We start from the raw sequence: 23991 nt of genomic DNA, 5'->3' as shown, positions 1-23991 counted from the left end.
GGTTCAGGTTGTTCGGATGCGGGCGACCGGAATCGCTCGTCGGCTCAGCGCGGCGTGCTGCGCTTCTTCTGAGGAAATTCTACGGGCGCCGCTTCCTGCGCCGCCGCTGGCGAGCTGAGGCTGGAGAAGCGTTCCGGCCGGTCGTAGCCCATGCGCAGGTGGGTCAGCATCGCGGCCTGGGCGTCGAGGTTGCTCTTGCCGAGCACCAGATCGAGCAGCTCGCGGTGGTGGTTGATGCGCCAGCGGCGGATTTCGTAGCTCACGTGCTCCAGCGCCTTGTGCGCGAACAGCGAGGTGGCCAGGGAATCCAGGATCTTGGCGAGATAGGGATTGCCGCTCGCCCGCCAGACCGCGCGGTGGAACTCGAGGTCGAGGGCGGCGGCGTCGAACAGGCTGCCGTCCCAGGCCTCCATGCGCTCGACCAGGGCGGTCAGCTCGGCCGCCGTTTCGGGGTTCATGTTGGCCCGCGCCAGCTTCAGCGCCTCGGCCTCCAGGATGATCCGCAGGCTGTTGATGCGCTGCACGTCCTCCTCGGACAGCAGGGTCACGAACATGCCCCGCCGCTCGTGGTTCATCACCAGCCCGTACTCCTGCAGCTGGATCAGGGCCTCGCGGATCGGGATGCGGCTGATGTCGAATTCGCGCGCCAGCTGGCTCTCGTTCAGGCGGTCGCCGGGCTTGTAGCGGCCGGAAAGAATGGCTTCGCGCAGCTTCTGAACCACGAAGGACTTCAGAGTCGTCGGCGCGCCCTCGGCGATCTGGTTGCCCAGGGAGGCCTTCGCGGCCTTTACTGCGTCGTCCGACATGGAGCCGATCATGGCGATATTCCCGGGCCGGCGAAAGGGCTGGCGTTGACTCGATACAGGCGGAACTTAGTATACAGTTCACGCTGAGTTGTGAAGCTGCCACGGCCGGATTCTGGCCTAACCTACGGGCGGCGCAATCAAAAATGGCGGCTGATAGAGCCGCGAACGAGGGGGGCGTCGAGATGCCAGAGACCAACAGCGCAAGGGTTTGCGCGCAAACCCCGGCGAGCCGCCGCCAACCCGGAGCCGCCCGATGAAGGCCTCGAAGACTCGGTATACAGTTGTCGGCTACGCCGTCGCCCTGGCCGTCATCATGTACATCCAGCGCGTGGCCATCGGCCAGGCCGCGCCGGACATCTCGCGTGATCTCGGCCTGGACAAGGCCCAGATGGGCCAGATTCTCGGCGCTTTCGCCATCTCCTACGCCCTGTTCGAACTGCCCGGCGGCCTCCTCGGCGACAAGCTCGGCCCGCGCCGCATGCTCAGCCAGATCGTCATCTTCTGGTCGGCCTTCACCGCCCTGACCGGCGCGGCCTGGAGCTACGGCTCCATGTGGCTGATCCGCTTCCTGTTCGGCGCGGGCGAAGCCGGCTGCTTCCCCAACCTCACCAAGATGCTGGCGGTGTGGCTGCCCAAGGCCGAACGCGTGCGCGCCCAGGCCCTGATGTGGGCCTCCACCCGCTGGGGCGGCGCCATCACCCCGCTGCTGGCCGTGTTCGTCATCAGCCTTGTCGGCTGGCGCTGGGCCTTCGTGATCTTCGGCCTGCTCGGCGTCCTCTGGGTCGTCAGCTTCTTCCCCTGGTTCCGCGACGACCCCGCCCAACACAAGGGCGTCAACCAGGAAGAGCTGAATCTGCTCGAAGGCGCCCGCGCCATCGGCCACGCCAAGTCCGGCGGCTTCGCGGTGCTGTTCCGCCCGCAGGTGCTGGTGCTGATCGCCCAGTACTTCTTCTTCTCGTTCGTCTGGTACTTCTACGTCACCTGGCTGCCCACCTGGCTGCGCGAGGCCCATGCCCTCTCCGCCGGCCAGGCCGCCACCTACGCCTTCGTGCCGCTGTTCTGCGGCGGCGTCGGCTCGCTGGTCTCCGGCTTCCTGCCGCCGGCGGTCAACCGCCGCGTCGTGGCCTTCTTCGCCATGGTCGCCACCGCCATCCTGCTGTTCTGCGTGACCAAGGTCTCTTCGCCGCTGGTCGCCATCATCCTGCTCGGCGGCGCCAGCTTCACGGCCGACCTCTGCATGCCGATCTCGTGGAACGCCTGCGTGGAGATCGGGCGTCGCTCGACCGCCACCGTCGCGGCGGCCATGAACATGCTCGGCAACCTTTCCGGCTTCGTGGCCCCCGTCCTCGGCGGCTACATCCTGAAGGGCACCGACGGCCAGTGGGACCGGGCGCTCTATCCGAACCAGACCTCCGGCGGGAACTGGACCTACCTCATCTACATGATGGTGGCCGGCTCGATCATCTGCGCCCTGTCCTGGCTGATCCTCGACCCCGAGAAGGCGGCGAGCCACGCCGAGGCCCTCGAGGGCGCGGGCGAAGTCACCCCGTAAGCGTGTTACACCCGCGGCCGCGTCTGCCTCCCCGCAGACGCGGCCGTTTCACTGCCAACTCCCCGGCCGCGCTGTCGGCCATCAATTGCGTGAGACCCACCCCATGAAGATCGATCTTACCGGCAAGACCGCCGTCATCAGCGGCGGCAGCGGCGGCCTCGGCGAGGCCATGGCCCAGGTGCTGACCGGCGCCGGCGCCCACGTCGCCCTCGTGGCCCGCAACAAGGACAAGCTGGAGAAGGTCGCCGCCCAGTTCGGCGACAAGGCGTCCATCTTCGTCGGCGACGCCAGCAAGGAAGACGACGTCGCCCGCATCCTCGCGGAGGTGAAGGCCCAGCACGGCGACGCCCAGATCCTGATCAACAACGCCGGCACCAACCTGCGCAAGGAGCTGGTCGACTTCACCCTCGAGGAGTTCTCGAACGTCGTCGACAGCTCGCTGATCACCACCTTCCTGATGTGCCGCGCCTTCGTGCCGGGCATGAAGGGCAAGGGCTACGGCCGCGTGATCAACCTCGCCTCGATGCTGGCCAACGTCTCCCTGCCGATGCGCACCGCCTATTCGTCGGGCAAGAGCGCCCTGCTCGGCCTCACCCGCTCGCTGGCGCTGGAGCTGGCCGCCGACGGCATCACCGTCAACGCCCTCTCCCCTGGGCCGTTCAAGACCGAGATCAACGCCGCCGTCATCAACGACCCGGTCGCCTCGGCCAACTTCCTGGCCAACCTGCCGGTCGGCCGCTGGGGCAACGTCGAGGAAATCGGCGGCCTGACCACCTTCCTCTGCTCGGACTACGCCGGCTTCATCACCGGCACCGACATCACCATCGATGGCGGCTGGACCGCGAAATAACCCCAGAGCTACGGCTAGAAATCCTCGTCCTTCGACAAGCTCAGGATGAGGAATTCTAGCCGACGGCCTTTGCACTAGCCCTCATCCTGAGCCTGTCGAAGGACGAGGGCGGCCCTCCCCGTCCGAGTTCCCGATGACCTCCCCCGCCCCCTTCCTCGCCCAGCTGCGCGCCATCGTCGGCGATCGCCACGTCCTGACCGGCGACCAGGCCACCCGCCCCTACCGCACCGGCTTCCGCTTCGGCTCCGGCCGCTGCCTCGCCGTCGTCCGCCCGGGCACGCTGGTCGAGCAGTGGAAGCTGGTTCAGGCCTGCGTCGCGGCGGACAAGATCGTCATCATGCAGGCGGCCAACACCGGCCTGACCGGCGGCTCGACGCCCGACGGCGAGGGCTACGACCGCGACATCGTCATCCTCAACACCCGCCGCCTCACCGGCATCCAGGTCATCCGCGACGGCCGGCAGGTCATCTGCCTGCCCGGCGCCACGCTCTACGATCTCGAAAAGACGCTGAAGCCGTTGGGCCGCGAGCCGCACTCGGTGATCGGCTCGTCCTGCATCGGCGCCTCAGTGCTCGGCGGCGTCAGCAACAATTCCGGCGGCGCCCTCATCCGGCGCGGCCCGGCCTATACCGAGATGGCCCTCTACGCCCGCCTCGGCGCCGATGGCGCGCTGGAGCTGGTCAACCACCTCGGCGTCAGCCTCGGAAATGACCCCGAGACCATCCTCGACCGCCTGCAGCGCGGCGACTACACCCCGGCCGAGGTCGACGACGGCGCCGGCCGGCGCGCCTCCGACGACGGCTACGCCGCCCATGTCCGCGATATCGAGGCCGACACCCCGGCCCGCTTCAACGCCGACCCCGGCCGCCTGTTCGAGGCCTCCGGCAGCGCCGGCAAGCTCTCGCTGTTCGCCGTCCGTCTCGACACCTTCGCCAAGGAGGCCGAGACCAAGGTCTTCTACATCGGGACCAACGACCCGGCCGACCTCAACGCCATCCGGCGCGACATGCTGGCCACCTTCCCGTCCCTGCCGATCGCCGGCGAGTACATCCACCGCGACGCCTTCGACATCGCCGCCCGCTACGGCAAGGACATGTTCCTGGCCATCGAGGCCCTCGGCACCGACCGCCTGCCCTCGCTCTTCGCCCTCAAGGGCCGCGTCGACGCCTTCGTCCGCCGCATCCCGTTCCTGCCCGACGACCTCTCCGACCGCCTCATGCAGGCCGCCAGCCACCTCTTCCCCCAGCACCTGCCCGCGCGGATGCTGGAGTATCGCCAGCGCTTCGAGCACTACCTGATGCTGCGCATGGGCGGCGACGGCATCGAGGCCGCCCGCGCCTACCTCTCCGAGCGCTACCCCTCGACCGCCGGGGACTTCTTCGAATGCACGCCGGACGAGGCCCGCCAGGCCTTCCTCCACCGCTTCGTCACCGCCGGCGCCGCCGTCCGCTACCGCGCCGTCCACGGCAAGGAGGTCGAGGACATCGTCGCCCTGGACATCGCCCTGCGCCGCAACGATCAGGACTGGGTCGAGACCCTGCCGCCCGAGATCGAGGCCGACATCACCCACAAGCTCTATTACGGCCACTTCTTCTGCTACGTGTTCCACCAGGACTACGTGGTCCGCAAAGGCGCCGATCCGCTGGCCATCGAACACGCCATGTGGAAGCTGCTCGACCGGCGCGGCGCCGAGTACCCGGCCGAGCACAACGTCGGCCACCTCTATCCCGCCAAGCCCTCCCTGGCCGAGTTCTACCAGTCTCTGGACCCTTGCAACGCTTTCAACCCCGGCGTCGGCCAGACCACCAAATGCGCCCACTGGCGGCCGAAGTGGCCGGCTTTCGAGGCGACGGCGCACTAGCCCAAAAAGCTTCCGCTCACCCCCGCGAAGGCGGGGATGAGCGGTATCGTTGGGCGCCAGCCGCGCCTATTTCGGCGTCGGCACGCTCCACACCTTGCCCGCCCCGCGCTCGGCGATCCACACCACGTCGCCCGCCGGCTCCACTGCGGTCGGGCCCTTCAGCCCATCCTTGACCACCACCACATGCGCCCGCTCGCCCGAGACGGTCAGGGCGTCGATCCGACCGTGGCCGCTGGCCGCCTGATAGAGTACGCCGCCCTGGGAGCGCAGCCCGTCCAGCCCACGCGCCGGCATGTCGATCCACAGCTGCTCGGGCGTTCCCGCCTTGCCGTCCGCGCCCACCGGCACGCGATACATGGTGTTGAAGTAGACACTGTTCACATAGAGCGCGCCGCCAGAGAAGGTCAGGCCGTCGATCCCGGTCAGCGCCCTGTGCGCCAGCCACACCTCGGCCGTCTTGGCGCCCGGCGCCAGCCGGTAGATTTTGGCGTTGGCCGTGTCGCTCACATACGCCGCCTTGTCCGGGCCGATGGCGATGTCGTTGCAGGTCGAAGGCGTCTCTGGCAGGTCCCAGCGGAACACCTCCCTGGCGGTCCTCATGTCATAGGCCACCAGCGCCGAGGTTCGGCCCGTTCCACCCGGCGCCGGCTTCAGAATGCACGACCACAGCTTCCCGCCCGCGTCGTCGACCAACTGGCCGAGGTAGATGCTCCCAGCCCCGAACGCGCTGCCGTCCACGAACTGCTCGGCCGTGGTCGCCCCTTTCCTCACCCGATAGATGTACGGGCTCGAGGCGCTGCCAACATAGAGGTCGCCCGTCGCGGCGCTCGCCGACAGGCTTTCCGGCTGCGACTTGTCGTCGTGAATCAGGATTTCGGCCGCCCCCGCGGCGGAGGCGGACATCGCCAGCAACGAAACGGCGACGGCGAGCGAGCGGATCATGGCGTTTCCTCCGATTGAGCGGGCGCACGCTGAACCGCTCCGGCCGCCGCCGCAACCGCTCTTCCCCCCAGCTTGGCCATAGGCCGCAATGGCGCCTCACGCCGCCTCCAGGCTACAATCCTCCCCGGAGTAGCGTAGGAGCCGGCCCCACGATGATGCGCACAATAGCGGTCGTCGCCCTCAAGGGCGGCTCGGGCAAGACCACCATCGCCGCCCACCTGGCCCTGGCGGCCCATCTGCGCGGCCTCGACGTCCTGGTCGCCGATACCGACCCCCAGCGCTCCACCATGGAAGTCCTCGCCGCCCGCGCGACGCCGGGCCCCGAATGCCTGCAAGCCTCGGGCGCCGGTCTCCTGGCCGCCAAGTTCGGAGCCGAGCGCGTCGGCAAGAACCTCTTGATCGTCGACACCGCCGCCGGCGCCCTGGAGGACGCCAGCGAGGCCCTCGTCCTGGCCGATCTCGCGGTGGTCGTCGTCCGCCCCACCCTGCTGGACCTGCACGCCCTGGCCCGGACCATGACCCTGGTCACTCGCCTGAAGAAGCCCTTCACCGTGGTCGTCAACCAGGCCCAGCCCGCCCGCGAGGGCATCGAGGCGCCCCAGGTGGTCCGCGCCCTCAAGGCCCTGGCCTACATGCGCGTCGCCATCGCCCCGGTGATCGTCCGCGCCCGCACCATCTACCAGACCGCCTTGGAGACCGGCCGCTCGGCCGAGGAGACGCAGGACGCCGCCGCCGCCCGCGAAATGTCCGCCCTCTGGGAGTACATCGACCTGAGGACCGAGGCGGACGAGGAAGAGGACGTCGCGCGGGCGGAAGCTTAGCCGACCGCCTCACCCATACATTGTCATCACCGGGTCCGCGCCGGCCGTGACGAACGCAGAACGGGTTACCCCGCCATCCAGCGCGGCTCGGCCTCGTCGCCCGGTCGCCAGATCCACGCCCCTAGCTTCGGCGCGCCCTCGGCGCCGTCCAGCACGTCGCAACGCACCTCCGCGGCCTCGCCTTCCAGCACGGCCACGGCCATTTCGGTCCGCGCCCGGGCGATGGCGGCGGCCGGCGTGGCGGCCGGCATGTCGAGAACGACGAGCGGCTGTCCGTCAGCCTTGAGAATGAGAGTGCAGGTCATGGCCCAGCCCTGTCGAATGCCGTTCCTTGCTACAGGAACGAGGGCGCGCCGCTTATGCGACATTTACGCGTGTGACATTTACGCGCGCGCAAGACTTCCAGCCGCAACATGTATGCCCCTCGGGCATTGGAACTACCTTGGGCATAAGATGTCGCAGGGAGTGGCGATGGTCGGCGACGAACCCAGCGATACGCTCGAGGCGCTCATGGCCGCCGCGCCGGTGCTGCATGGGGACCGCTCGGCCGACACCCTGCGCCTCCTGTCCTCCGGCGCCGTCGATCTCGACCGGGTCAATGTCATCTGCCTGGAGCCGATCCGCCAGCGCCTCGGCTCCCGGTGGGAGCGCAAGCGCGACACCATCTGGACCCACGTCCTCGCCTTCCTCAACCGCTACTTCGGCCCCGCGGATCTGGTCCTCCGGCTCGACGTCCTGAACGTGCTCATCGCCCAGCCGGAGCTCACGCCCGCCGCCGGACGCTCGCGCGCCGTCCAGGCGGCCGCCGAGTTGATGACCTTCTTCCTCGGCGACGCCAGCGCCTCCACCGTCGATGTCCGCCTCGTCGCCTCCGTCGACGCGGACGGCGTCGCCTGCGCCAAGATGAGTGCGCAGCAGTTGGAGCCCCTGCTCCTGGCCGCGGGGGCCGATGTGGCCGGCCCGGCCCGGTCCGGCGCCTTCCCGGTGCTCACGCCGCTCGGGCGCAAGCTCTCGGTGCGGATCGACCTGCGCCGCCTCTGGTTCCTCAAGAGCGCCCCTCGTCTGGTCGGCTACTATGGCCACGCGACGGTGGTCGATGAAACGGCCGGCGAACCGCTCGACGAGCGGGCGCGCGCCGCCCTTCTTCCCAGCGAACTCTGCGCTCTAGATATCGAACTGCTGCGCGAGGCCCTGCAACTGCGCGCCGCCGCGCCCAGCCTGTTCGGCGGCCTCGTCCTGCCGGTCTCCTACCTCAGCATCGCCAATTCCCAGACGCGCTACGAGCTGCTCCAGGCCGTGCGCGCCATTCCCGCCTCATCGCGCCGCAGCTTCGCCTGGGAGATCGTCGACCTCGACGCCGGCATCCCGGCCGGAAAACTCGCCGAGGTGGTGGCCATGATCAAAGGCTACTGTCGCGGCGTCGTCTGCCGCCTGCCGATCACCCCGGAAAACGCCGAGAAGGTCGCCGCCGCCGGCGCCACCCTCTCCGCCGGCCCGCCCGATCAGCCCTATACCGAACACCGGCTCCTGAAGCTCGAAAAGAAAGTCGCCGGCGCCCTGTCCCGCGTACGGGTCATCAACATGCATGGCGTGCCCCAGGCCCTGGCCCCGGTGACGGGCTTCATCGGGGTGACGCACTGCACCTTCGCGGCCAAGGGGGAAGGTCCGGGCGGGAGCGTGCATTAGGGGCGGACCGCCGATCCCCTAAGGCTTCGCTTCACGGCGTTTCCCGAGTGTAGGACGGCGGTTCTGTGATCGTTATCAGCGTTTGATGAAACGCTTGGCGTCGGCTTCAAGCTTGGCCACCCAGCCCTCTTCCCCTTCAGGCGCGAAGGGAAGTTCGCCCGCCACCCCACGCAAGGCGAGCCACAGTTGTTGGTTGAAGTGGCCGAGCACGCGCAACGGCCGCCGCTTGTCGTCCGTCACGTCCCAGCCGGCGTCCTCGAAGGCGAATACCTGCTTGGCGGCCGGCTGGGTCTCGATGTCGTCCCATCCGGCGGGCCGCTCGACCGCTTCGGCTTCGTCGGCCGTCAGCCCGAACAGCGCCCGCGAGCATGCATCCAGTTCGGGAAACTCCGCTCGCGCCTCCGGCTCGGCGAACTCGCGCTTCATCACGGCGCGGAACTCAAGATCCGCCACCCCGGGCAGATCGATCAGGCGACGCAGAGGGGGGCGGCTGGACATACCTCACGCCTACCTCGGAAGACGGACGATGGCGAGAGCAGGTGGCGGGCGTCCCGCTACGCCCCATTACCCGCACCCCGCGCACGGCTCCCGTGCGGTCGCGCCCGCTTGCCTCCTGCCCCCCGCCTGGCGTCTAAAAAGGCCCCTGTTCGTCGCGGCTTAGCGAGGCGCCCCATGATCATGCCCCCGCCCGACCCCGCGCTGATCGCCGCCAAGGCGCAGCACGTCGCCGCCCTGCGCGCCATCGTCCTCGGCGAAGGGGTGATCGACGATGACGCGGCCCTCGGCGCCTATGAGTGCGACGCCCTCACGGCCCATACCCAGCGCCCCCTCGCCGTCGTCCTGCCGAGCAACACGGCCCAGGTCTCGGCCATCCTCGCCTATTGCAACCGCACGGGCCTGAAGATCGTGCCGCGCGGCGCCGGCACCTCGCTATCCGGCGGCTCCCTGCCGCTGGCCGACGGCATCGTCCTCGGCTTCGGCAAGATGAACCGGGTGCTGGAGGTCGATTACGACAACCGCTGCGCCGTCGTGCAGCCCGGCGTCACCAACCTCGGCGTCACCAACGCCGTGAACGACCGCGGCTTCTATTACGCCCCCGATCCCTCCAGCCAGATCGCCTGCTCCATCGGCGGCAACGTGGCTGAGAACTCCGGCGGGGTTCACTGCCTGAAGTACGGCCTGACCACCAACAACCTGCTCGGCGTCGAACTCGTCCTCACCGACGGCTCCGTCGTCCGCCTGGGCGGCAAGGGCATGGATGGGCCGGGGCTCGATCTCCTGGGCGTGGTCACCGGCTCGGAAGGCATGCTCGGCGTCGTCACCGAGGTCACCGTCCGCATCCTGCCCGCGCCGGAAAGCCGCCGCGCCCTGCTGATCGGCTTCTCCAGCGTCGAGGCCGCCGGCGCCTGCGTCGCCGAAACCATCGCGGCGGGGATCATTCCCGGCGGCATGGAAATGATGGACAAGCCGGCCATCGTCGCCGCCGAGGCCTTCGTCCAGGTCGGCTACCCCCTCGACGTCGAGGCCCTACTGATCTGCGAGTTGGACGGCGCCCCGGCCGAGGTCGACCACCTGATGATCGAGGTCGAGGCCATCGCCCGGCGCAACGGCTGCGTCTCGGTGCGCGTCTCCACCACCGAGGCCGAGCGCCTGGCCTTCTGGGCGGGGCGCAAGGCGGCCTTCCCCGCCATCGGCCGCCTGTCGCCCGACTACCTCTGCATGGACGGCACCATCCCGCGCGGCCGCCTGCCGGAGGTGCTGAATAAGATGAACACGCTCTCGGAGCGCCACGGCCTGCGCGTCGCCAACGTCTTCCACGCCGGCGACGGCAACCTGCACCCCTTGATCATGTACGACGCGGGCGTCCCCGGCGAACTGGAGACGGCCGAGGCCTTCGGGGCCGACATCCTCAAGCTCTGCGTCGATGTCGGCGGCGTGCTGACCGGCGAGCATGGGGTGGGCATCGAGAAGCGCGACCTGATGGAATATCAGTTCGAGCAGGCCGACCTCGAACAGCAGCAGCGCCTCAAGTGCGCCTTCGACGAGGAGGGCGTGCTCAACCCCGGCAAGGTGTTCCCCAAGCTCTGCCGCTGCGCCGAGCTCGGCCGGGTCCACGTCCACCGCGGCCAGACCCGCTTCCCCGACCTTCCCAGGTTTTGATGGGAAGATTCTTCTGATGACCACGCTCACGCCCCAAACCGCCGAGGACGTCGCCGAAATCGTCCGTGACGCCATCGAGGCCAGCCGGACGCTGGAGCTGGTCGGCTCTGGCTCCAAGCGCGGCTACGGCCGCATCTCCCAGGCCGACGCCACGCTCGATCTCTCCGCCCTTTCCGGCGTCGTCGCCTATGAGCCGGCCGAACTGGTGCTCACCGTCCGCCCGGCCACGCCCATGGCCGAGATCCGCGCCCTGCTGGCCCAGCATGGCCAGGCCCTGGCCTTCGAGCCGCCCGACCTCTCCGCCGCCTGGGGCCAGCCGCGCGGATCCGGCACGCTCGGCGGCGCGCTGTCGCTGGGCTTCGGCGGGCCGCGTCGCCCCTACGCCGGCGCCGCCCGCGACCACTTCCTCGGCTTCAAGGCGGTCAACGGCTACGGCGAGGCCTTCGGGGCCGGCGGTCGGGTGGTCAAGAACGTCACCGGTTTCGACCTGCCCAAGCTGATGGCCGGCGCCATGGGCACGCTCGGCGTGCTCACCGAGATCACCGTCAAGGTGCTGCCCGCGCCGCAGACGGTCGAGACCGTGGTCCTCACCGGTCTCGACCCGACCCGCGCCGTCGCCGCGCTTTCCGCCGCCCAGAACAGCGCCGCCCAGGTCACCGGCGCCGCGTTCCTGCCGCCGCAGGTCCTCGGCGCCTTCCCCGACCTGCCGGAAGGCGAGATGGTGGCCCTCATCCGCCTCGAAGGCGTCGCCCCCTCCCTGCCCAGCCGCCGCGCGGTCCTCGCCGACGCCCTGGCCCACCTCTCCGCGCCCACCGAGCTGCTCGGCGAGGCCGCCTCGGAGCGGGTCTGGGCGGCCCTCGCGGACGGCGCCCCCTTCGCCGACCTGTTGCGTCCGCTGTGGCGCATCACCCTGCCGCCCGCCTCGGCGCCCGAAGTGGTCATGGCCCTCGCCTACGACGAGGTGATCGGCGGTCAGCGCGGCTGCCTCGATTGGGGTGGCGGCCTGATCTGGCTGGAAGTCGATGGCCAACATCCGGAACAGGCGGCGGCCCTGCGCGCCCACCTGGCCGACATCCCCGGCGCCAATGCGACCCTGGTGCGCGGAGACGCCGCCCTGCGCGCCGCCGTCCCGCCCCTGCAGCCGCTGGAGCCGGGCCTTCTGGCCCTCACCCGCCGCGTGAAGGCCCAGTTCGACCCGCATGGCCTGTTCAACCCCGGCCGCCTCTATGAAGGGGTGTGAGATGAGCAATCGAGTTCCGCTGATCGCCCCCTTCCCCCTGTTGAAGGGGGAAGGGTCGGGGATGGCGGTGCAGACTCTCCGGAGCATCCCGACGCGACCAGCTCTCTCTGCTCCTTCGCATCGGAACGGCCGCGGTCACCCTCACCCCTGCACCCCTCTCCCTTCGAGGGAGAGGCGAAGGTCCATTCTCCCATGAAAACCGACCTGACCGCCGCCCAGCTGATGGACCCCGACACCGCCTCCTCCGAGAAGGTGCTGCGCAAGTGCGTCCATTGCGGCTTCTGCACCGCCACCTGCCCGACCTATGTCCTGCTCGGCGACGAGCTCGATAGCCCGCGCGGCCGCATCTACCAGATCAAGGAGATGCTGGAGAAAGGCGGCCCTCCGTCGCCGGAGACGGTGAAACACGTCGATCGCTGTCTCTCGTGCCTGTCGTGCATGACCACCTGCCCCTCGGGCGTGAACTACATGCACCTCGTCGATCACGCCCGCAGCTATATCGAGGAGCACCACGTCCGCCCCCTGCCCGACCGACTGCTGCGGTCGCTGCTTTCGCAGGTGTTGCCCAACCGCGCGCTCTTTCGCCTGTCGCTCACCGCCGCCCGCCTGGGTAAGCCTTTCGCCGGCCTGCTGCCCGGCCGCCTGAAAGGCATGGTCGGCATGGCCCCCGCTAGCCTGCCCAAGCCCAGCCCCACCGAGCACCCCGGCGTCTTCCCCGCCGTCGGCGAGCGGCGCGCCCGCGTCGCCATGCTCGCCGGCTGCGCCCAGGCCGTGCTCGCGCCGCAGATCAACGACAGCGTCGTGCGCCTGCTCAACCGCCACGGCGTCGAGGTGGTGGTCACCTCCGGCTCCGACTGCTGCGGCTCGCTGGATCACCACATCGGCAAGGCCGCCAAGGCCCACGCCCTGGCCAAGGCCAATATCGCCGCCTGGAGCCGCGAGGACTTCGACGCCATCGTCGTCGCCACCTCGGGCTGCGGCACGACGGTGAAGGACTATGGCTTCATGTTCCGCGACGATCCCGAGTGGGCCGAACGCGCCGCCAAGGTCGCGTCGCTGGCCAAGGACCTGACCGAGGTGCTGGACCTTCTGGAACTGCAAACGCCCGCCGCGCCCACCGGCCTCGCCGTCGCCTACCACTCCGCCTGTTCGATGCAGCACGGCCAGAAGGTCGACCGCCAGCCCCGCCGCCTGCTCGCCGCCGCCGGCTTCCAGGTGCTGGACGTCCCCGAGGGCCACATCTGCTGCGGCTCGGCCGGGACCTACAACCTTCTGCAGCCCGAGATCGCCGGCCAGCTGCGCGAGCGGAAGGTCCGCAACATCGAGAGCACCCGCCCGCAACTCGTCGCCACCGGCAACATCGGCTGCATGGTCCAGATCGCCGGCGGCACCAGGCTGCCCGTCGTCCATGTCGCCCAGCTGCTCGACTGGGCCACCGGCGGCCCGAAGCCGAAAGAGTTGGCATAAGAAAGGCGGCGGAGCTTTCGCCCCGCCGCCTCGCTTCTGGTCCGATCGGTCAGATCAGGCCCCGGTAGGCGCCTTGGCGATCGCCTCTTCCGAGACGTGCAGTTCGTTGCGCTTATAGCCGCCCCGCGCGCGGTACATGAACAGCAGCACGAGGTAGAGCACGAAGAGCACGCTGGGCAGCACGGCCATGTCGCGCAGGGCGACCGACTTGCCGTTGTTGGTCGCGGTGGTCACGGCCTCGGCGACCGGCCCCTCGGTGACCTTGGTCTGGTCGATCGGCCGGTACTCGCCGAGCAGGCTGGGCTTGGGCGCGCCGAGCACCTGGGAGGCGACGGCCGGGGTGTTGCGGGTCAGGTAGTCCTCGTTGGACTTGTCCTGCACCGTGCCCATCAGGGTGGCCCCGATGGTGCCCGCCGCCAGCATGCCGGCGGCGCCCACGAAGTTGATGCCCACCGAGCCCGCGCGCGGGAACTGCTCGGAGACGAAGCCCAGGGTGGTCGGCCAGAAGAAGGCCGTGCCCAGGCCGAACAGCAGCGCCGCGACGATGATCATCCAGCCCGAGGAGTAGGCGAACATCACCATCGAGATCGCCGAGACCGCGGCGCTGAAGGTCAGCATCGCCACCGGCGAGACGCGGTGCACCACCTCGCCCGCGGTCAGGCGGGTCAGCAGCAGCACGACGTTGGTCGCGATCAGCACCCAGGCGGCGTCGGCGCCGAGCCTGGCCATCTGCGGGCTGACGAGGTCGGTCACCCACGAGGCGGTGCCCAGTTCGGTGATCGCCTGCGGCATCATCATCAGGAGGATGAGCACATAGAGCGGGTTACCCAGCGAGCGGGTGTAGACGAAGAAGGCCACGCCCACGAGGACGGCGGCGATGGCCGCGTGCATCGCGCCGAAGCCCGGCACGAAGGCGCCGAAGATCGCCAGGAAGGCCAGGAAGGAGACGGCGGCCGAGCCGCAGGCCCCCGCGTCCTTCAGCATGTCGCGGTACGACACCTTGGCGGCGACGCGCTCGGTCACCGGGAATTTCCGGCCGATCAGCAGCAGGCCGTAGATGGCCACCGGGATGACGATCAGGGCGATCTTCAGCTTCCAGGCATGCAGGCCGAAGGTGGTTGTCTCGGTGACGCCCGTCAGGCCGAGGACGATGGTCAGCAGGCCGCCGAGCACCAGACCGCCGGGCCAGCCGGCGTGCAGGTAGTTCAGCCAGCGGATGCGGTCGTTGCGATAGACCGAGGCGACCAGCGGGTTGGCCCCCGCTTCCACCGCGCCGTTGCCCAGCGACAGCACGAAGGTACCCATGAACAGCTGGGTGTAGTTGGTGGCGGTGATCAGCATGATCGTCGAGGCCACGTGGCAGATCAGGGCGAAGACGAACACCAGGCGGAAGCCCACCCGGTCGATCACCAGGCTGAAAAGCGCGATGCTGAGCGCGAACGGCCACAGGCCGACGCCCGCCAGGGCGCCCATCTGCGTGGCCGAAAGGTTGAACTCCTGGCCGAGGTCCCCGAGGACCAGCGCGCGCAGAATGAAGCCGAAGGCCGTGGCCACGATCGAGGCCGAGGCGAGCGGGAAAATAAGCTTGTCCTGTGATGTGGCCGGATCAGCCATACCCATTCCTCCCTGTGTTGTGTCGGCTCGGATCGGCCCGTTTGAGGGTCTCTGATCCAAGCGCCGGACTTTGCGTCTCTTCTGGTTGGGTCGGCGTGCGCCGCCCGCAAAACTCCATTACGGAACCGCTGAGTGTTAGCGCTAACAGAAATCGAAGCGGCGATCTACAGGCCCGCCAAACGCCCGTTGCGACGAGTCGTCCTGGCTGGAGGAATCGCACAAGCGCGGCGTCGAGAAAAAATCCACTACCACGCGAACGCCTTGCGGTTAATTTACGCTCGTTTTGACGCGTCATGTGGTCACAATGACGCATCGCCCAGCTTAGGCCTTAATAAGCTCTACCCTTGTGTGCATCTGCGGCGTATTGCCTGTGTAGAATTGTGGAGCTCCCTAATTGGCGCAGAACGACGGACAGCCCGAACTTGTCGACCTCCACGTCGGAGCCCGTATCCGGCTGCGACGCAAGATGCTCGGCTTTAGCCAACACCGGCTGGCGGAAGATCTCGGTCTGACCTTTCAGCAGGTCCAGAAGTACGAACGCGGCCTGAACCGGGTCAGCGCCTCGAAGCTTTACGATATCAGCCGCAGCCTTCAGACCTCCGTCGCCTATTTCTTCGAAGGCCTGGCCGACCACAGCGCCGAGATCGCCGACCACGAGACTGAGCGGACGGTCGTCGAGTTCCTGGCCACGCCCGAGGGCCTGGAACTGGCGTCGCTGTTCCCGCGCCTGCGTCACGGCCGCGCCCGCCGCCGCATTCTCGACCTCGTCCGCGCCATGGCCGAGGACAACGAGGAAGCCGCCTAAGGCGCCATGCTCGCCACGGGGCTGATCCGCGCTCCGACTCTCGAGACCGAGCGTCTCACGTTGCGCGCGCACGGCCCGGCCGATTTCCTCGACAGCTTCGCCCTCTGGTCCGATCCGCAGGTGGTCCGCTTCATCGGCGGCCGCGCCTCGACGCGCGAGGAGGCCTGGTCGCGCCTGCTGCGCTATGCCGGCCACTGGTCCCTGCTGGGCTACGGCTTCTGGGCGGTGATCGAAAAGGCCAGCGGCCGCTTCGTGGGCGAGGCGGGCCTGGGCGACTTCCACCGCGCCCTCGATGCGCCCTGCCCCGCGCTCGACGCCGGCGAACCGGAAGCCGGCTGGGCCTTCGCCGTTTCGGCCCACGGGCGGGGTTACGCCACCGAGGCCATGCAGCGCTGCCTCGCCTGGGCGGACGCCCATCTGCGGCCGGCCTCGACCCTGTGCATCATCAGCGGCGAGAACGTCGCCTCGCTGGCGGTCGCACGCAAATGCGGCTTCGGCGACGAGACCACCGTCAGCTACCGCGGCGAGCCGACCCTGCTCCTGCGACGACCGGCGCCGGCCACCATCTGATCGGCTACTTCTGGCGCGGCGATTCCAGCGCGTTGCCGGCCGTCACCATCCGCCCCTCCCGAACAGCCTGCACGCCCTGCAGCAGCGCCCGCGCGGCGTTCCTCACCTCCTCCTGCACATCGGTGTCGGCGTCGTACTCTTCGTGGCTGGTGGCGTAGGGCTTCCAATAGCCGATATAGCGGTCGAGTTCGGCGCTCGGTCCGGCCGGGCACATCTTCATGAAGCACAGCCAGTCGCTGATCGATCGCCGCACGTTCTCGGCGCCCTCGACGTCGCCGTGCACCACGACGGCGAACAGCCGGCCGGACAGATGTCGAGGATAGTCCCAGCCGGCCAGTTCGATGTCCTTGGCCTTCTGCGCATCCTTGCCGTGCGTTCGGGTCGGATCGGGGTTGCCGCCGTCGGCGCAGACCAGCCGGTCCATCATCAGCTTCAGCGGCGAGGAGACCTGATACCAGTTGACCGGCGTGATGATCATCACGCCATGCGCCTCGATCCACAGCGGGTAGATCTCGTTCATCCAGTCATGCGTCTGACCGAGCGAATAGTTCGGGTAGCAGGAGCACGGGAAGTGGCAGAGGGCGGCGGCCGTCGAGAAGCAAGCCTTGCAGGGATGGATTTCGCGCCCGTACTCGCTGGTCAGGCGGGACAGATCGAGGATGGTCGTCACCGTGTTGGCCGCATCGTCGAAGGTCGCCTGGCTCATCTCGGCCATCCGGTACGACTTCGACATCTCGCCTGGGCAGGTGTGCTCCGTGCGCGCCGAGCAATTGACGATCAGGAAGCGCATCGGTCCGTCGACGGCGTCGTGGCGCAGGCGAGCGGCCTTGATGGCATCGTTGGCGGCGATCCAGTCGACGGCGAGGTCGTAGTCGGGATCGGCGAACTCGGGCCCCGCCTTGCGGGTGACCGGCGATTTGCGGTGGTTCGAATAGCCTTCCCACGCCGCCTGGGCGACGCGGCCCAGCTCCTGCGTCAAAGGGGCGAACGCCGGGTCCTGATACTGGGCGAGAAACCTGGCCTTGAACTCGGCCTCGGACAGGGCGCGTTCCGGCATGCCCTTGCGAGGTTCGACCATGCTTTTCTCCTGGTCCGCCGGAGATCCCGTGGCCCCCGAGCGGCTTCGGCTGAACGGCGTCCGCCTCGCTCCGTTCCGAAGATGCAAAAAGTCGCGCTGCTGGCGCTTGCGCTCGCCGAGGGGATCGGCGTATACGCGCCTCCTTCACCGATGCGGTGATCCCCGATAGCTCAGTTGGTAGAGCAGTCGACTGTTAATCGACTTGTCGCAGGTTCGAGTCCTGCTCGGGGAGCCATCGGTTCCCACGCATTGAAAACGACCAGGCCCGGCGGCGCGGCAGGGATTCGCGTTATGAGGAAGTTCTCGGGGCCGGCGGCGGCCCTTGCGTCACTGCTCCTGGCCTTCACGCCCCACCTCGCGGCCGCCTGGCCGGGCGACTACGCCGGACGGCTGGAAGCGCTCGCGCTGCTGCAGACCCTGAACAGCGACCTTTTGAGCCACGACAGCGCCACCCTGACCTTGGAACGGTGGTGCGGCGACCACGGCCTGGCCAGCCCGGCCAGGATCGTGGCGCAACGGCAGACCGAGATCGACAAGCCCGTCTCGGCGGAACAGCGCCAACTGCTGGGGGTCGGGCCTGAGGAGGCCGTGCGCTACCGCAGGGTGCGACTGCTCTGCGGCGCGCATGTGCTTTCAGAGGCGGACAACTGGTACGTCCCCTCCCGCTTGACGTCCGACATGAACCGCGCGCTGGACACCTCGGACATCGCCTTCGGCCGCGCCGTCCAGGCGCTGCATTTTCAACGCCGCACCCTCTCGGCCGATCTCCTTTGGTCGCCGCTGCCCAGAAACTGGGAGAGAGAGCCCGTCCAGCCGACGCCGCCGGAGGCTTCGTTGGCCATGCCGCATCAGGTGCTGCAGCATCGCGCGATCCTGACGCTGCCGGACGGAACGCCTTTCAGCGAGGTCGTCGAGACCTATACCTCCGAGGTCCTCGCCTTTCCGTCCCCCAGCCGCTGATCCGGCCCGGGCCGGATCAGGCCGCCCCGCCCGCCCAGGCGGCCGGCGCCTCGATGCTGCGCGGCCGGTTCGCCTCGTCGCGCGATTCCAGGCGAAAGATCACCGGATAGCCGGCGGCGTAGAGCGCCGTGGCGGCCTCGTCAGCGGCGGCCTCCTCGCCGATCAGGATCAAGGCCTGGTCTGGGGAGAGGCCGAGACGATCGACGGCGACGACAACCTGATCCGCATCGGCCTCGTCGAGATTGACCGCGGCCAGGACGCCTTCGGCCACCGCCCGCTCGGCCTCGCCGCGGTTCAGCACCGGCAGCGGCGGCTGGAAGCCGGGCCGCTCGGCGCGATGGCCGTAGGCGTGCAGGTGCAGCACCGGCGTCTCGCTGGTCACCTCGATGGTGTGGTAGGCGCCGGTCGGCAGCAGGATGGCGTCGCCGGGCCCGATGGGCGAACGCGCCTTCAGCTCGAAAGCGCCCGCCGCCGTCTTCTCGTAGACATAGTTGATCTCCACCCCGCCCGAGATGCCGACCACGGCCGCCCAGGAGGCGTGGGTGTGAGGCTGACCGCCCCCACGACCGGTGAAGCCGACGGAGACATAGATCCCGCCTCGGCCGTCCGGCGAATGGGCCAGGCGATAAAGGCCGCCGCTGGTCCCCGGCTGCCGGGGGAAGGCCGATGGCGGAAACAGGTCCTGGCGCTGCGCCAAGGCTTGCAGGACGGCCTCGATCGCCGCGAGGCGATCGGGCTCCGGGCGGTCGGAAACCTCAAGGTCGTGCACGAGCTGGGCGGCGGCGCGGAAGGCCGCAATGCGTTCGGCGATGCTGGCGTAGGCGGTGGCCATGGTGTGCTCCTGGATCGTCTGGGATTGACGGAATAGGCCGCGTTCAGATCACGGGCGGGGCGTTGACGACGTTGGCGAGGTAGGCGTCGCGCTCGGACAGGCGCGCGTAGTAGCGGTCGATGACGGGCAGCTCCGGGCGTTCGATGGGCAGGCCGAACCAGCGGTTGACGATCATGCCGAGCGAGATGTCGCCGAAGGTCAGGTGGTCGCCGCCGACATAGGGGCGATCCTGCAGCCGCTCGGACAGGATGCCGAAGGCCCGCACGGACCTGGCGACCTGGTCCTCGACAAAGCCTCCCGGCGGCGGATCGCCGTGGCGCATCACCAGCTTGCCGAAGATCGGATTGACCGCCGGCAGCAACACCGAATTGGCCCACTCCATCCAGCGGTCGGCGTCCGCCCGCGCGCGCAGGTCTTCCGGCCAGAAATCCGGCCCGCCGTACTGAGCGGCCAGGTAGCGGATGATGGCGTTGGACTCGTAGAGGGTGAAACCGTCTGCCTCCTCCAGGGTCGGCACAGTGTTGTTGGGGTTCTTGGCGCGGTACTCCGGCGTGCCCACCACGCCGAAGCTGCGGCCAGCGTCGATCTGCTGGTGCGGCACGCCCAGTTCGTCGAGGGTCCAGTAGACCTTCTGGGCGCTGGAGGACGACCGGCGGGCCCAGATCTTGGGGCCTGGGACGGGAGCGGTCTTGAGGGCGGCGTACTGGCTCATCGGATCACACCTAGACGTGGAAAATGGACTTGAGGCTCTTGCGGCTCTTGTTGAGCGTCGGCTGGAGCTGGGCGGGGGTGAGGCCGAGGCGCGGGCCTTGCGTCTCGGTGGAGGGCGGCAGGAACGGCGGCAGCGGCGCCCCGGGGCCGGTGGCGTACATCCCGACCTCGCGCGCCAGGGCGGTCTGGGCGGCGGGGGTGAACAGCCAGGCCTTCAGCAGGCGAGCGGCCTTCGGATGCACCACGTTGCGGCTGATGACGGCGGCGAACGGCGCCAGGGTGGAGAAGTCCGGCGGAAAGGCGATGGCGACTGGGGCGCCCAGTTCGTGCTGACGCAGCACCGTCGGCAGATAGGCCCACAGCTGGATGTCCTGCCGCCCCTGGCTGACGTAGGTGACGCCCGCCTCGATTCCCGCGTAGGCGCCCGCGTCCCGCAGACCGTCGAGGTCGGTCTTGGTGACCCGCTGGGCCGCCTGCAGGTTGACCACGGCGATGTCGGTGGTGCCGTTCTGCGTCCCCGGCTGGATATAGGTGAACCGCTCACGCCAACGCGGCGCGAGGATGTCGCGGAAGGTTCGCGGCACGTCGGCGGGCCGGACCGTGTCGGTGTTGTAGGCAAGGCCGAAAACCTTGGCCAAGGGATAGTCGACGATGCCCTTCGGGTCGCGCCAGCGCGGATCGTATTCGGCCAGGGAGGCCGGCGAGAACGGCAGGAAGTAGCCCTTGTCGGCGATATCCTCGGCGATGTTGACCGGCGGCAGGTAGAGGTCGCCGAAGTGACGGCGGGTCACCGTCTCGGCGTCGATCCGCACCATCACCTGGCTGGGCGAAATGTGCGAATAGACAACGTCTAATCCCGGAAAGCTCGCCTCGAAAGCGCGCCACAGCGGATTCCACTCGGTGTCGCCCGTGCAACTGTAGACCGTCACCCGGCGCTCGCCCGCCGCCAGCGCCTGGCGGTAGAGGTCGCGCAGCTCGGCCCGCGCCGCTGCCGACCCGGTCAGGCCGAGCGGCTCGGCCGTGGCGACGTCGGCCGGCGCCCGGCGACCGCCCGCGCAGGCCGCCAACGGCAGGGCCGCGAGACCCGCCAGGAAGGCGCGACGCCCACTCACGCCGCGGCTTGCGAAAGATCGGCGGCGGCGGCGGTCGCGCCGAAGGTCGCCGGAATGATGACGACGTCCTCGGGCCGAACCGACAGATAGACCGCCTCGCCCGCTGCTGGGCGGCCCGGCGTCCAGCGATCCGCCGCCAGGGTGGCGAACAGGGTCTGGCGGCCGACGGCGACCCGGGCGCTGTAGCGGTCGCCGAGATAGGTCACGGCCTGCAGCACGCCGAGCAGCGGGTTCGGCCCCGCCTCGGCGGCGTCGAGGGAGACCTTCAGGGCGCTGGCGCGGATGGCGACATCGCCGGCGACGCCAGCGCTCGCGGCGGCCGTCAGCCGGCCCGGCAGACCGCGTAGCCAGTCCTGCGGGCGGAAGGCGCCGCCGGCCTCGATGACGCCGGCCAGAATGTTCTCGTAACCCAGGAACTCGGCGACGAAGCGGCTCTTGGGCGACAGGAAGATTTCCGTCGGCGGCCCAAGCTGCTCGATCTCGCCCTGGCGCAGGATGGCCACCCGGTCCGCCAGGGCCAGGGCCTCGGCCTGATCGTGGGTGACATAGAGCGACGTGGAGCCCGCCTCTTCGTGGATCCGGCGCAGTTCATGGCGCAGGCGGAAACGCAGCTGGGCGTCGAGGTTGGAGAGCGGCTCGTCGAACAGCACCAGGCGCGGCCGCGCGGCCAAGGCCCGCGCCAGCGCAACCCGCTGCTGCTGACCGCCGGAGAGCTGCGAAGGATAGCGGTCTTCCGCCCCGGTCAGGCCGACGAGTTCGAGCACCTCGGCCACGCGCTCACCGATCTGCGCCCGCGAACGACGCGGCTTCTTGCGCTCCAGCGGATAGGCGACGTTCTGGGCCACGGTCATGTGCGGCCATAGGGCGTAGCTCTGGAACATCATGCCCAGCTCGCGCTTGTCCGGCGGCGTGAACAGGCCGCGCACGGCGTCGGCGACGACGCGGTCGCCGATCTCGATGCGGCCCTCGGTCGGCTCTTCCAGGCCCGCGATGGCCCGCAGGGTGGTGGTCTTGCCGCAGCCGCTGGGACCGAGCAGGACGAAGAACTCGCCGGACTGAACGTCCAGGTCGATGCCGTTGATCGCACCGCGCTTGGCGACGGTCGGGCCGGGGAAACGCTTATGCAAATTGCGCAGGATAACCTGGGTCATGCGGAGACCTTTCGCGGAACGAGAAAGCGCTGGCGCAGCAGGCCGGCGATGGACTTGAGCAGGAGGTAGCCCCCGAGGCCGACAGCGGCCTTGGCCAGCAGCGTCAGCATCAGCAGGGCGCAGGCGAGCGAGAAGTCGCCGCGAGCATTGAGGTCGTAGATCACCGAGATGATCGGCCGCTGGCCGGGCGCGTCGAGCAGCAGCGGCACGTCGAGGTTCCCCGAGGCCAGGATGGCGGTCATGAACCAGCCGATCAGGAAGCTCGGCGCGATCAGGCGCAGGGCCACGTCGGCCAGCGCCCGAAGCGCGCTGGCGCCGGAGATGCGGGCGGCCTCCTGCAATTCGGGCGCGATCTGCGACAGCGCGGCGCTGGCCGCCTGCATGGCGAAGGGCAGCACGCAGGCCGCCAGGGCGAGCCCGGTCAGGTAGATGGTGCCGTAGAGCTGCTGCAGCCCCGGTGTGGAGACGAAGGCCCAGGCGATGGCCAGCGCGGTCACGACACCGGGCATGGCCAGCGGAATGAAGGTGGCGAAGCGGATGACGCCCGCCATGCGCGGCCCGGCGGCGCGCGTCGCCTGGGCGGCCAGCAGCGCCAAGCTCATGGCGAAGAGACCGACGAGGGCCGACAGCGCCAGGGTGGTCAGCATCGCCGGGACCACCCGCTGAATGGCGAACACCTCGCTGTAGTTGGCCAGCGACAGATTACGGTAGACGCCCGGAAACGGCTGGATCGAGCTGTAGGCGACCGACCCGATGGGGGCGACGGCGGCGGCGAGCAGGTAAAGGCCGATCAGCAGGCCCAGCGGCCAGCGCCAGGCGCCGAGCGCGAGGCGCCGTCCCTGCCGCGCCTTGCCGCTGACGGTGAAGAAGCTCTTCGACCCCAAGATGCGCATCTGCACGGTGCAGAGCGTGGCGATCAGGGCCAGCAGGCTGAGCGATAGGGCGCTGGCCCTGGCGTAGTCGGGTGTCGCCGAGACGGTGATGAAGTCGAAGACCCGGGTGGTGATCACCTCGATGTCCTGCGGCCAGCCGAGGATGGCGATCATGTCGAAGGCCTGCAGCCCGGTGACCACGCCCAGCAGCACCGCGCCGGTCAGGGCGGGCGCGAGGATCGGCAGGTTGATGCGCCAGAAGGTCTCGAAGGCCCCCGCCCCGGCGACCTGCGAGGCTTCGTCATGGCTGGGATCAAGGGCGCGGAACGGGCCGATCAGGAAGAGGTAGATCACCGAGACCTTCTTCAGGGCCATCACCGCCAGCAGGCCCGGCCAGGTCTCGATGTCGATGACCGTGAGGTCCTTCAGCCCGATCAGGGTGCGCAGCAGTTGATTGAAGAGGCCGGTGTAGGCGTTGCCCAGCAGGGCGTAGCCGATGGCGTAGAAGGTCGACGGCGTGGCGAACATCACCACCAGGGCGGGGGTGATCAACCGCCGCAGCGGCGCGTCGGTGCGCTCGGAGAGAAAGGCCAGGCCCGCCGCCATCACCGTGGCGACACCCGTGGTGGTGAAGGAGATGGCCAGGGAGTTGCGGATCGACTCCGCGACCCCCGGCCCGCCGAATACCGAACCCCAGGCCGCCAGGGTCCACTCGCCAGGAAAGCCCGGAGCGGCGGTGCGGAAGCTGCCGGCCACCAGCATGGCCAGCGGCCAGACCAGCAGCACAGCCAGGGCGATGAACACCGGGGCGTATTGCACCACCGACGAGCGGCCCAGCCGCCGCAGGGCCGGCGCGCCGGAGAAATCGACCGGGGGAAAGGCGTCGGTGGCGAGGGTCACG

22 protein-coding genes and 1 tRNA gene are annotated in these 23991 nt (G+C 69.1%); 12 read left to right on the top strand and 11 right to left on the bottom strand.

The window, feature by feature from the left end:
• Positions 1-44 precede the first annotated feature (44 nt).
• Positions 45-818, bottom strand: a complete 774-nt coding sequence (locus ACFLIT_RS16365; RefSeq protein ID WP_479912335.1) for a GntR family transcriptional regulator — start codon at positions 816-818, stop codon at positions 45-47.
• Positions 819-1059: 241 nt separating this feature from the next.
• Here ACFLIT_RS16365 and ACFLIT_RS16360 point away from each other — a divergent pair, with 241 nt between their 5' ends.
• From ACFLIT_RS16360 to dld, 3 genes are all read left to right on the top strand, one after another.
• Entirely contained in the window at positions 1060-2358 is a 1299-nt protein-coding gene (locus tag ACFLIT_RS16360; RefSeq protein WP_479912334.1) for an MFS transporter, read from the top strand.
• 103 nt (positions 2359-2461) lie between these two features.
• Positions 2462-3208, top strand: a complete 747-nt coding sequence (locus ACFLIT_RS16355; RefSeq protein WP_479912333.1) for an SDR family NAD(P)-dependent oxidoreductase — start codon at positions 2462-2464, stop codon at positions 3206-3208.
• 133 nt (positions 3209-3341) lie between these two features.
• Positions 3342-5069: a D-lactate dehydrogenase gene (gene dld, locus ACFLIT_RS16350; protein WP_479912332.1), complete on the top strand. Its 1728-nt coding sequence runs from the start codon at positions 3342-3344 to the stop codon at positions 5067-5069.
• Positions 5070-5135: 66 nt separating this feature from the next.
• Here dld and ACFLIT_RS16345 read toward each other — a convergent pair whose 3' ends face one another.
• Positions 5136-6011, bottom strand: a complete 876-nt coding sequence (locus tag ACFLIT_RS16345; RefSeq protein WP_479912331.1) for an SMP-30/gluconolactonase/LRE family protein — start codon at positions 6009-6011, stop codon at positions 5136-5138.
• A 152-nt stretch (positions 6012-6163) separates the two neighbouring features.
• Here ACFLIT_RS16345 and ACFLIT_RS16340 point away from each other — a divergent pair, with 152 nt between their 5' ends.
• Entirely contained in the window at positions 6164-6832 is a 669-nt protein-coding gene (locus ACFLIT_RS16340; RefSeq protein ID WP_479912330.1) for a nucleotide-binding protein, read from the top strand.
• A 65-nt stretch (positions 6833-6897) separates the two neighbouring features.
• Here ACFLIT_RS16340 and ACFLIT_RS16335 read toward each other — a convergent pair whose 3' ends face one another.
• Positions 6898-7137, bottom strand: coding sequence for a hypothetical protein (locus ACFLIT_RS16335; protein WP_479912329.1), 240 nt, complete (start codon positions 7135-7137; stop codon positions 6898-6900).
• Positions 7138-7303: 166 nt separating this feature from the next.
• On the opposite strand from ACFLIT_RS16335, the gene ACFLIT_RS16330 reads away from it, so the two are divergent.
• Complete coding sequence (locus tag ACFLIT_RS16330) at positions 7304-8518, top strand: hypothetical protein (RefSeq protein ID WP_479912328.1); 1215 nt, start codon at positions 7304-7306, stop codon at positions 8516-8518.
• Positions 8519-8593: 75 nt separating this feature from the next.
• Here the strand turns inward: ACFLIT_RS16330 and ACFLIT_RS16325 are convergent, their stop codons facing one another.
• Positions 8594-9016: a suppressor of fused domain protein gene (locus ACFLIT_RS16325; RefSeq protein WP_479912327.1), complete on the bottom strand. Its 423-nt coding sequence runs from the start codon at positions 9014-9016 to the stop codon at positions 8594-8596.
• Positions 9017-9190: 174 nt separating this feature from the next.
• Between ACFLIT_RS16325 and ACFLIT_RS16320 the strand changes: the two genes are divergently transcribed.
• The 3 genes from ACFLIT_RS16320 (at position 9191) to glcF (ending at position 13385) form a co-directional block, all read left to right on the top strand.
• Positions 9191-10678 carry an FAD-linked oxidase C-terminal domain-containing protein gene (locus ACFLIT_RS16320; protein WP_479912326.1) on the top strand — a complete coding sequence of 496 codons (1488 nt, stop codon included), beginning with the start codon at positions 9191-9193 and terminating at the stop codon, positions 10676-10678.
• 16 nt (positions 10679-10694) lie between these two features.
• Positions 10695-11918: a glycolate oxidase subunit GlcE gene (gene glcE / locus ACFLIT_RS16315; RefSeq protein ID WP_479912325.1), complete on the top strand. Its 1224-nt coding sequence runs from the start codon at positions 10695-10697 to the stop codon at positions 11916-11918.
• A 192-nt stretch (positions 11919-12110) separates the two neighbouring features.
• Positions 12111-13385 (top strand): glycolate oxidase subunit GlcF, encoded by a 1275-nt coding sequence (gene glcF, locus ACFLIT_RS16310; protein WP_479912324.1) that lies wholly within the window; start codon positions 12111-12113, stop codon positions 13383-13385.
• Between the two features lie 54 nt (positions 13386-13439).
• Here the strand turns inward: glcF and ACFLIT_RS16305 are convergent, their stop codons facing one another.
• The gene (locus tag ACFLIT_RS16305) at positions 13440-14999 is read right to left on the bottom strand and encodes an MFS transporter (RefSeq protein WP_479912323.1); all 1560 of its coding nucleotides are present in this window, start codon (positions 14997-14999) and stop codon (positions 13440-13442) included.
• 394 nt (positions 15000-15393) lie between these two features.
• Between ACFLIT_RS16305 and ACFLIT_RS16300 the strand changes: the two genes are divergently transcribed.
• Together ACFLIT_RS16300 and ACFLIT_RS16295 are read left to right on the top strand one after the other, a co-directional pair.
• On the top strand, positions 15394-15804 hold the full coding sequence (locus tag ACFLIT_RS16300; protein WP_479912322.1) for a helix-turn-helix domain-containing protein: 411 nt from the start codon (positions 15394-15396) through the stop codon (positions 15802-15804).
• A 6-nt stretch (positions 15805-15810) separates the two neighbouring features.
• Entirely contained in the window at positions 15811-16374 is a 564-nt protein-coding gene (locus ACFLIT_RS16295; RefSeq protein ID WP_479912321.1) for a GNAT family N-acetyltransferase, read from the top strand.
• A 4-nt stretch (positions 16375-16378) separates the two neighbouring features.
• On the opposite strand, the gene ACFLIT_RS16290 is transcribed toward ACFLIT_RS16295, so the two are convergent.
• Positions 16379-17452, bottom strand: coding sequence for a flavodoxin family protein (locus ACFLIT_RS16290; protein ID WP_479912320.1), 1074 nt, complete (start codon positions 17450-17452; stop codon positions 16379-16381).
• Between the two features lie 159 nt (positions 17453-17611).
• Between ACFLIT_RS16290 and ACFLIT_RS16285 the strand changes: the two genes are divergently transcribed.
• Together ACFLIT_RS16285 and ACFLIT_RS16280 are read left to right on the top strand one after the other, a co-directional pair.
• A tRNA-Asn gene (locus ACFLIT_RS16285) sits at positions 17612-17687 on the top strand.
• 56 nt (positions 17688-17743) lie between these two features.
• Complete coding sequence (locus tag ACFLIT_RS16280; protein WP_479912319.1) at positions 17744-18412, top strand: hypothetical protein; 669 nt, start codon at positions 17744-17746, stop codon at positions 18410-18412.
• Between the two features lie 16 nt (positions 18413-18428).
• Here ACFLIT_RS16280 and ACFLIT_RS16275 read toward each other — a convergent pair whose 3' ends face one another.
• Genes ACFLIT_RS16275 through ACFLIT_RS16255 form a run of 5 tightly spaced genes read right to left on the bottom strand, consistent with a single transcriptional unit; the run spans position 18429 to position 23990 of the window.
• Positions 18429-19244, bottom strand: coding sequence for a hypothetical protein (locus ACFLIT_RS16275; protein ID WP_479912318.1), 816 nt, complete (start codon positions 19242-19244; stop codon positions 18429-18431).
• A gap of 43 nt (positions 19245-19287) precedes the next feature.
• On the bottom strand, positions 19288-19956 hold the full coding sequence (locus tag ACFLIT_RS16270) for a glutathione S-transferase family protein (RefSeq protein WP_479912317.1): 669 nt from the start codon (positions 19954-19956) through the stop codon (positions 19288-19290).
• 10 nt (positions 19957-19966) lie between these two features.
• A complete protein-coding gene (locus tag ACFLIT_RS16265; RefSeq protein ID WP_479912316.1) occupies positions 19967-21067 on the bottom strand; it encodes an ABC transporter substrate-binding protein in 1101 nt (366 codons plus the stop codon).
• On the bottom strand, positions 21064-22218 hold the full coding sequence (locus ACFLIT_RS16260) for an ABC transporter ATP-binding protein (protein ID WP_479912315.1): 1155 nt from the start codon (positions 22216-22218) through the stop codon (positions 21064-21066). Before ACFLIT_RS16260 ends, ACFLIT_RS16265 begins: the two co-directional genes overlap by 4 nt.
• Entirely contained in the window at positions 22215-23990 is a 1776-nt protein-coding gene (locus ACFLIT_RS16255; protein WP_479912314.1) for an ABC transporter permease, read from the bottom strand. The genes ACFLIT_RS16260 and ACFLIT_RS16255 overlap by 4 nt, the downstream gene beginning before the upstream one ends.
• Position 23991: the final 1 nt, after the last annotated feature.

Source organism: Caulobacter sp. HJHS_5 (assembly GCF_056683955.1).
This window is presented reverse-complemented; position numbering and strand designations above follow the sequence as displayed.

Coding starts and splice junctions, on each gene's coding strand:
- ACFLIT_RS16365 (WP_479912335.1), bottom strand. CDS start 818: ATGATCGGCTCCATGTCGGACGACGCAGTAAAGGCCGCGAAGGCCTCC.
- ACFLIT_RS16360 (WP_479912334.1), top strand. CDS start 1,060: ATGAAGGCCTCGAAGACTCGGTATACAGTTGTCGGCTACGCCGTCGCC.
- ACFLIT_RS16355 (WP_479912333.1), top strand. CDS start 2,462: ATGAAGATCGATCTTACCGGCAAGACCGCCGTCATCAGCGGCGGCAGC.
- dld (WP_479912332.1), top strand. CDS start 3,342: ATGACCTCCCCCGCCCCCTTCCTCGCCCAGCTGCGCGCCATCGTCGGC.
- ACFLIT_RS16345 (WP_479912331.1), bottom strand. CDS start 6,011: ATGATCCGCTCGCTCGCCGTCGCCGTTTCGTTGCTGGCGATGTCCGCC.
- ACFLIT_RS16340 (WP_479912330.1), top strand. CDS start 6,164: ATGATGCGCACAATAGCGGTCGTCGCCCTCAAGGGCGGCTCGGGCAAG.
- ACFLIT_RS16335 (WP_479912329.1), bottom strand. CDS start 7,137: ATGACCTGCACTCTCATTCTCAAGGCTGACGGACAGCCGCTCGTCGTT.
- ACFLIT_RS16330 (WP_479912328.1), top strand. CDS start 7,304: ATGGTCGGCGACGAACCCAGCGATACGCTCGAGGCGCTCATGGCCGCC.
- ACFLIT_RS16325 (WP_479912327.1), bottom strand. CDS start 9,016: ATGTCCAGCCGCCCCCCTCTGCGTCGCCTGATCGATCTGCCCGGGGTG.
- ACFLIT_RS16320 (WP_479912326.1), top strand. CDS start 9,191: ATGATCATGCCCCCGCCCGACCCCGCGCTGATCGCCGCCAAGGCGCAG.
- glcE (WP_479912325.1), top strand. CDS start 10,695: ATGACCACGCTCACGCCCCAAACCGCCGAGGACGTCGCCGAAATCGTC.
- glcF (WP_479912324.1), top strand. CDS start 12,111: ATGAAAACCGACCTGACCGCCGCCCAGCTGATGGACCCCGACACCGCC.
- ACFLIT_RS16305 (WP_479912323.1), bottom strand. CDS start 14,999: ATGGCTGATCCGGCCACATCACAGGACAAGCTTATTTTCCCGCTCGCC.
- ACFLIT_RS16295 (WP_479912321.1), top strand. CDS start 15,811: ATGCTCGCCACGGGGCTGATCCGCGCTCCGACTCTCGAGACCGAGCGT.
- ACFLIT_RS16290 (WP_479912320.1), bottom strand. CDS start 17,452: ATGGTCGAACCTCGCAAGGGCATGCCGGAACGCGCCCTGTCCGAGGCC.
- ACFLIT_RS16280 (WP_479912319.1), top strand. CDS start 17,744: ATGAGGAAGTTCTCGGGGCCGGCGGCGGCCCTTGCGTCACTGCTCCTG.
- ACFLIT_RS16275 (WP_479912318.1), bottom strand. CDS start 19,244: ATGGCCACCGCCTACGCCAGCATCGCCGAACGCATTGCGGCCTTCCGC.
- ACFLIT_RS16270 (WP_479912317.1), bottom strand. CDS start 19,956: ATGAGCCAGTACGCCGCCCTCAAGACCGCTCCCGTCCCAGGCCCCAAG.
- ACFLIT_RS16260 (WP_479912315.1), bottom strand. CDS start 22,218: ATGACCCAGGTTATCCTGCGCAATTTGCATAAGCGTTTCCCCGGCCCG.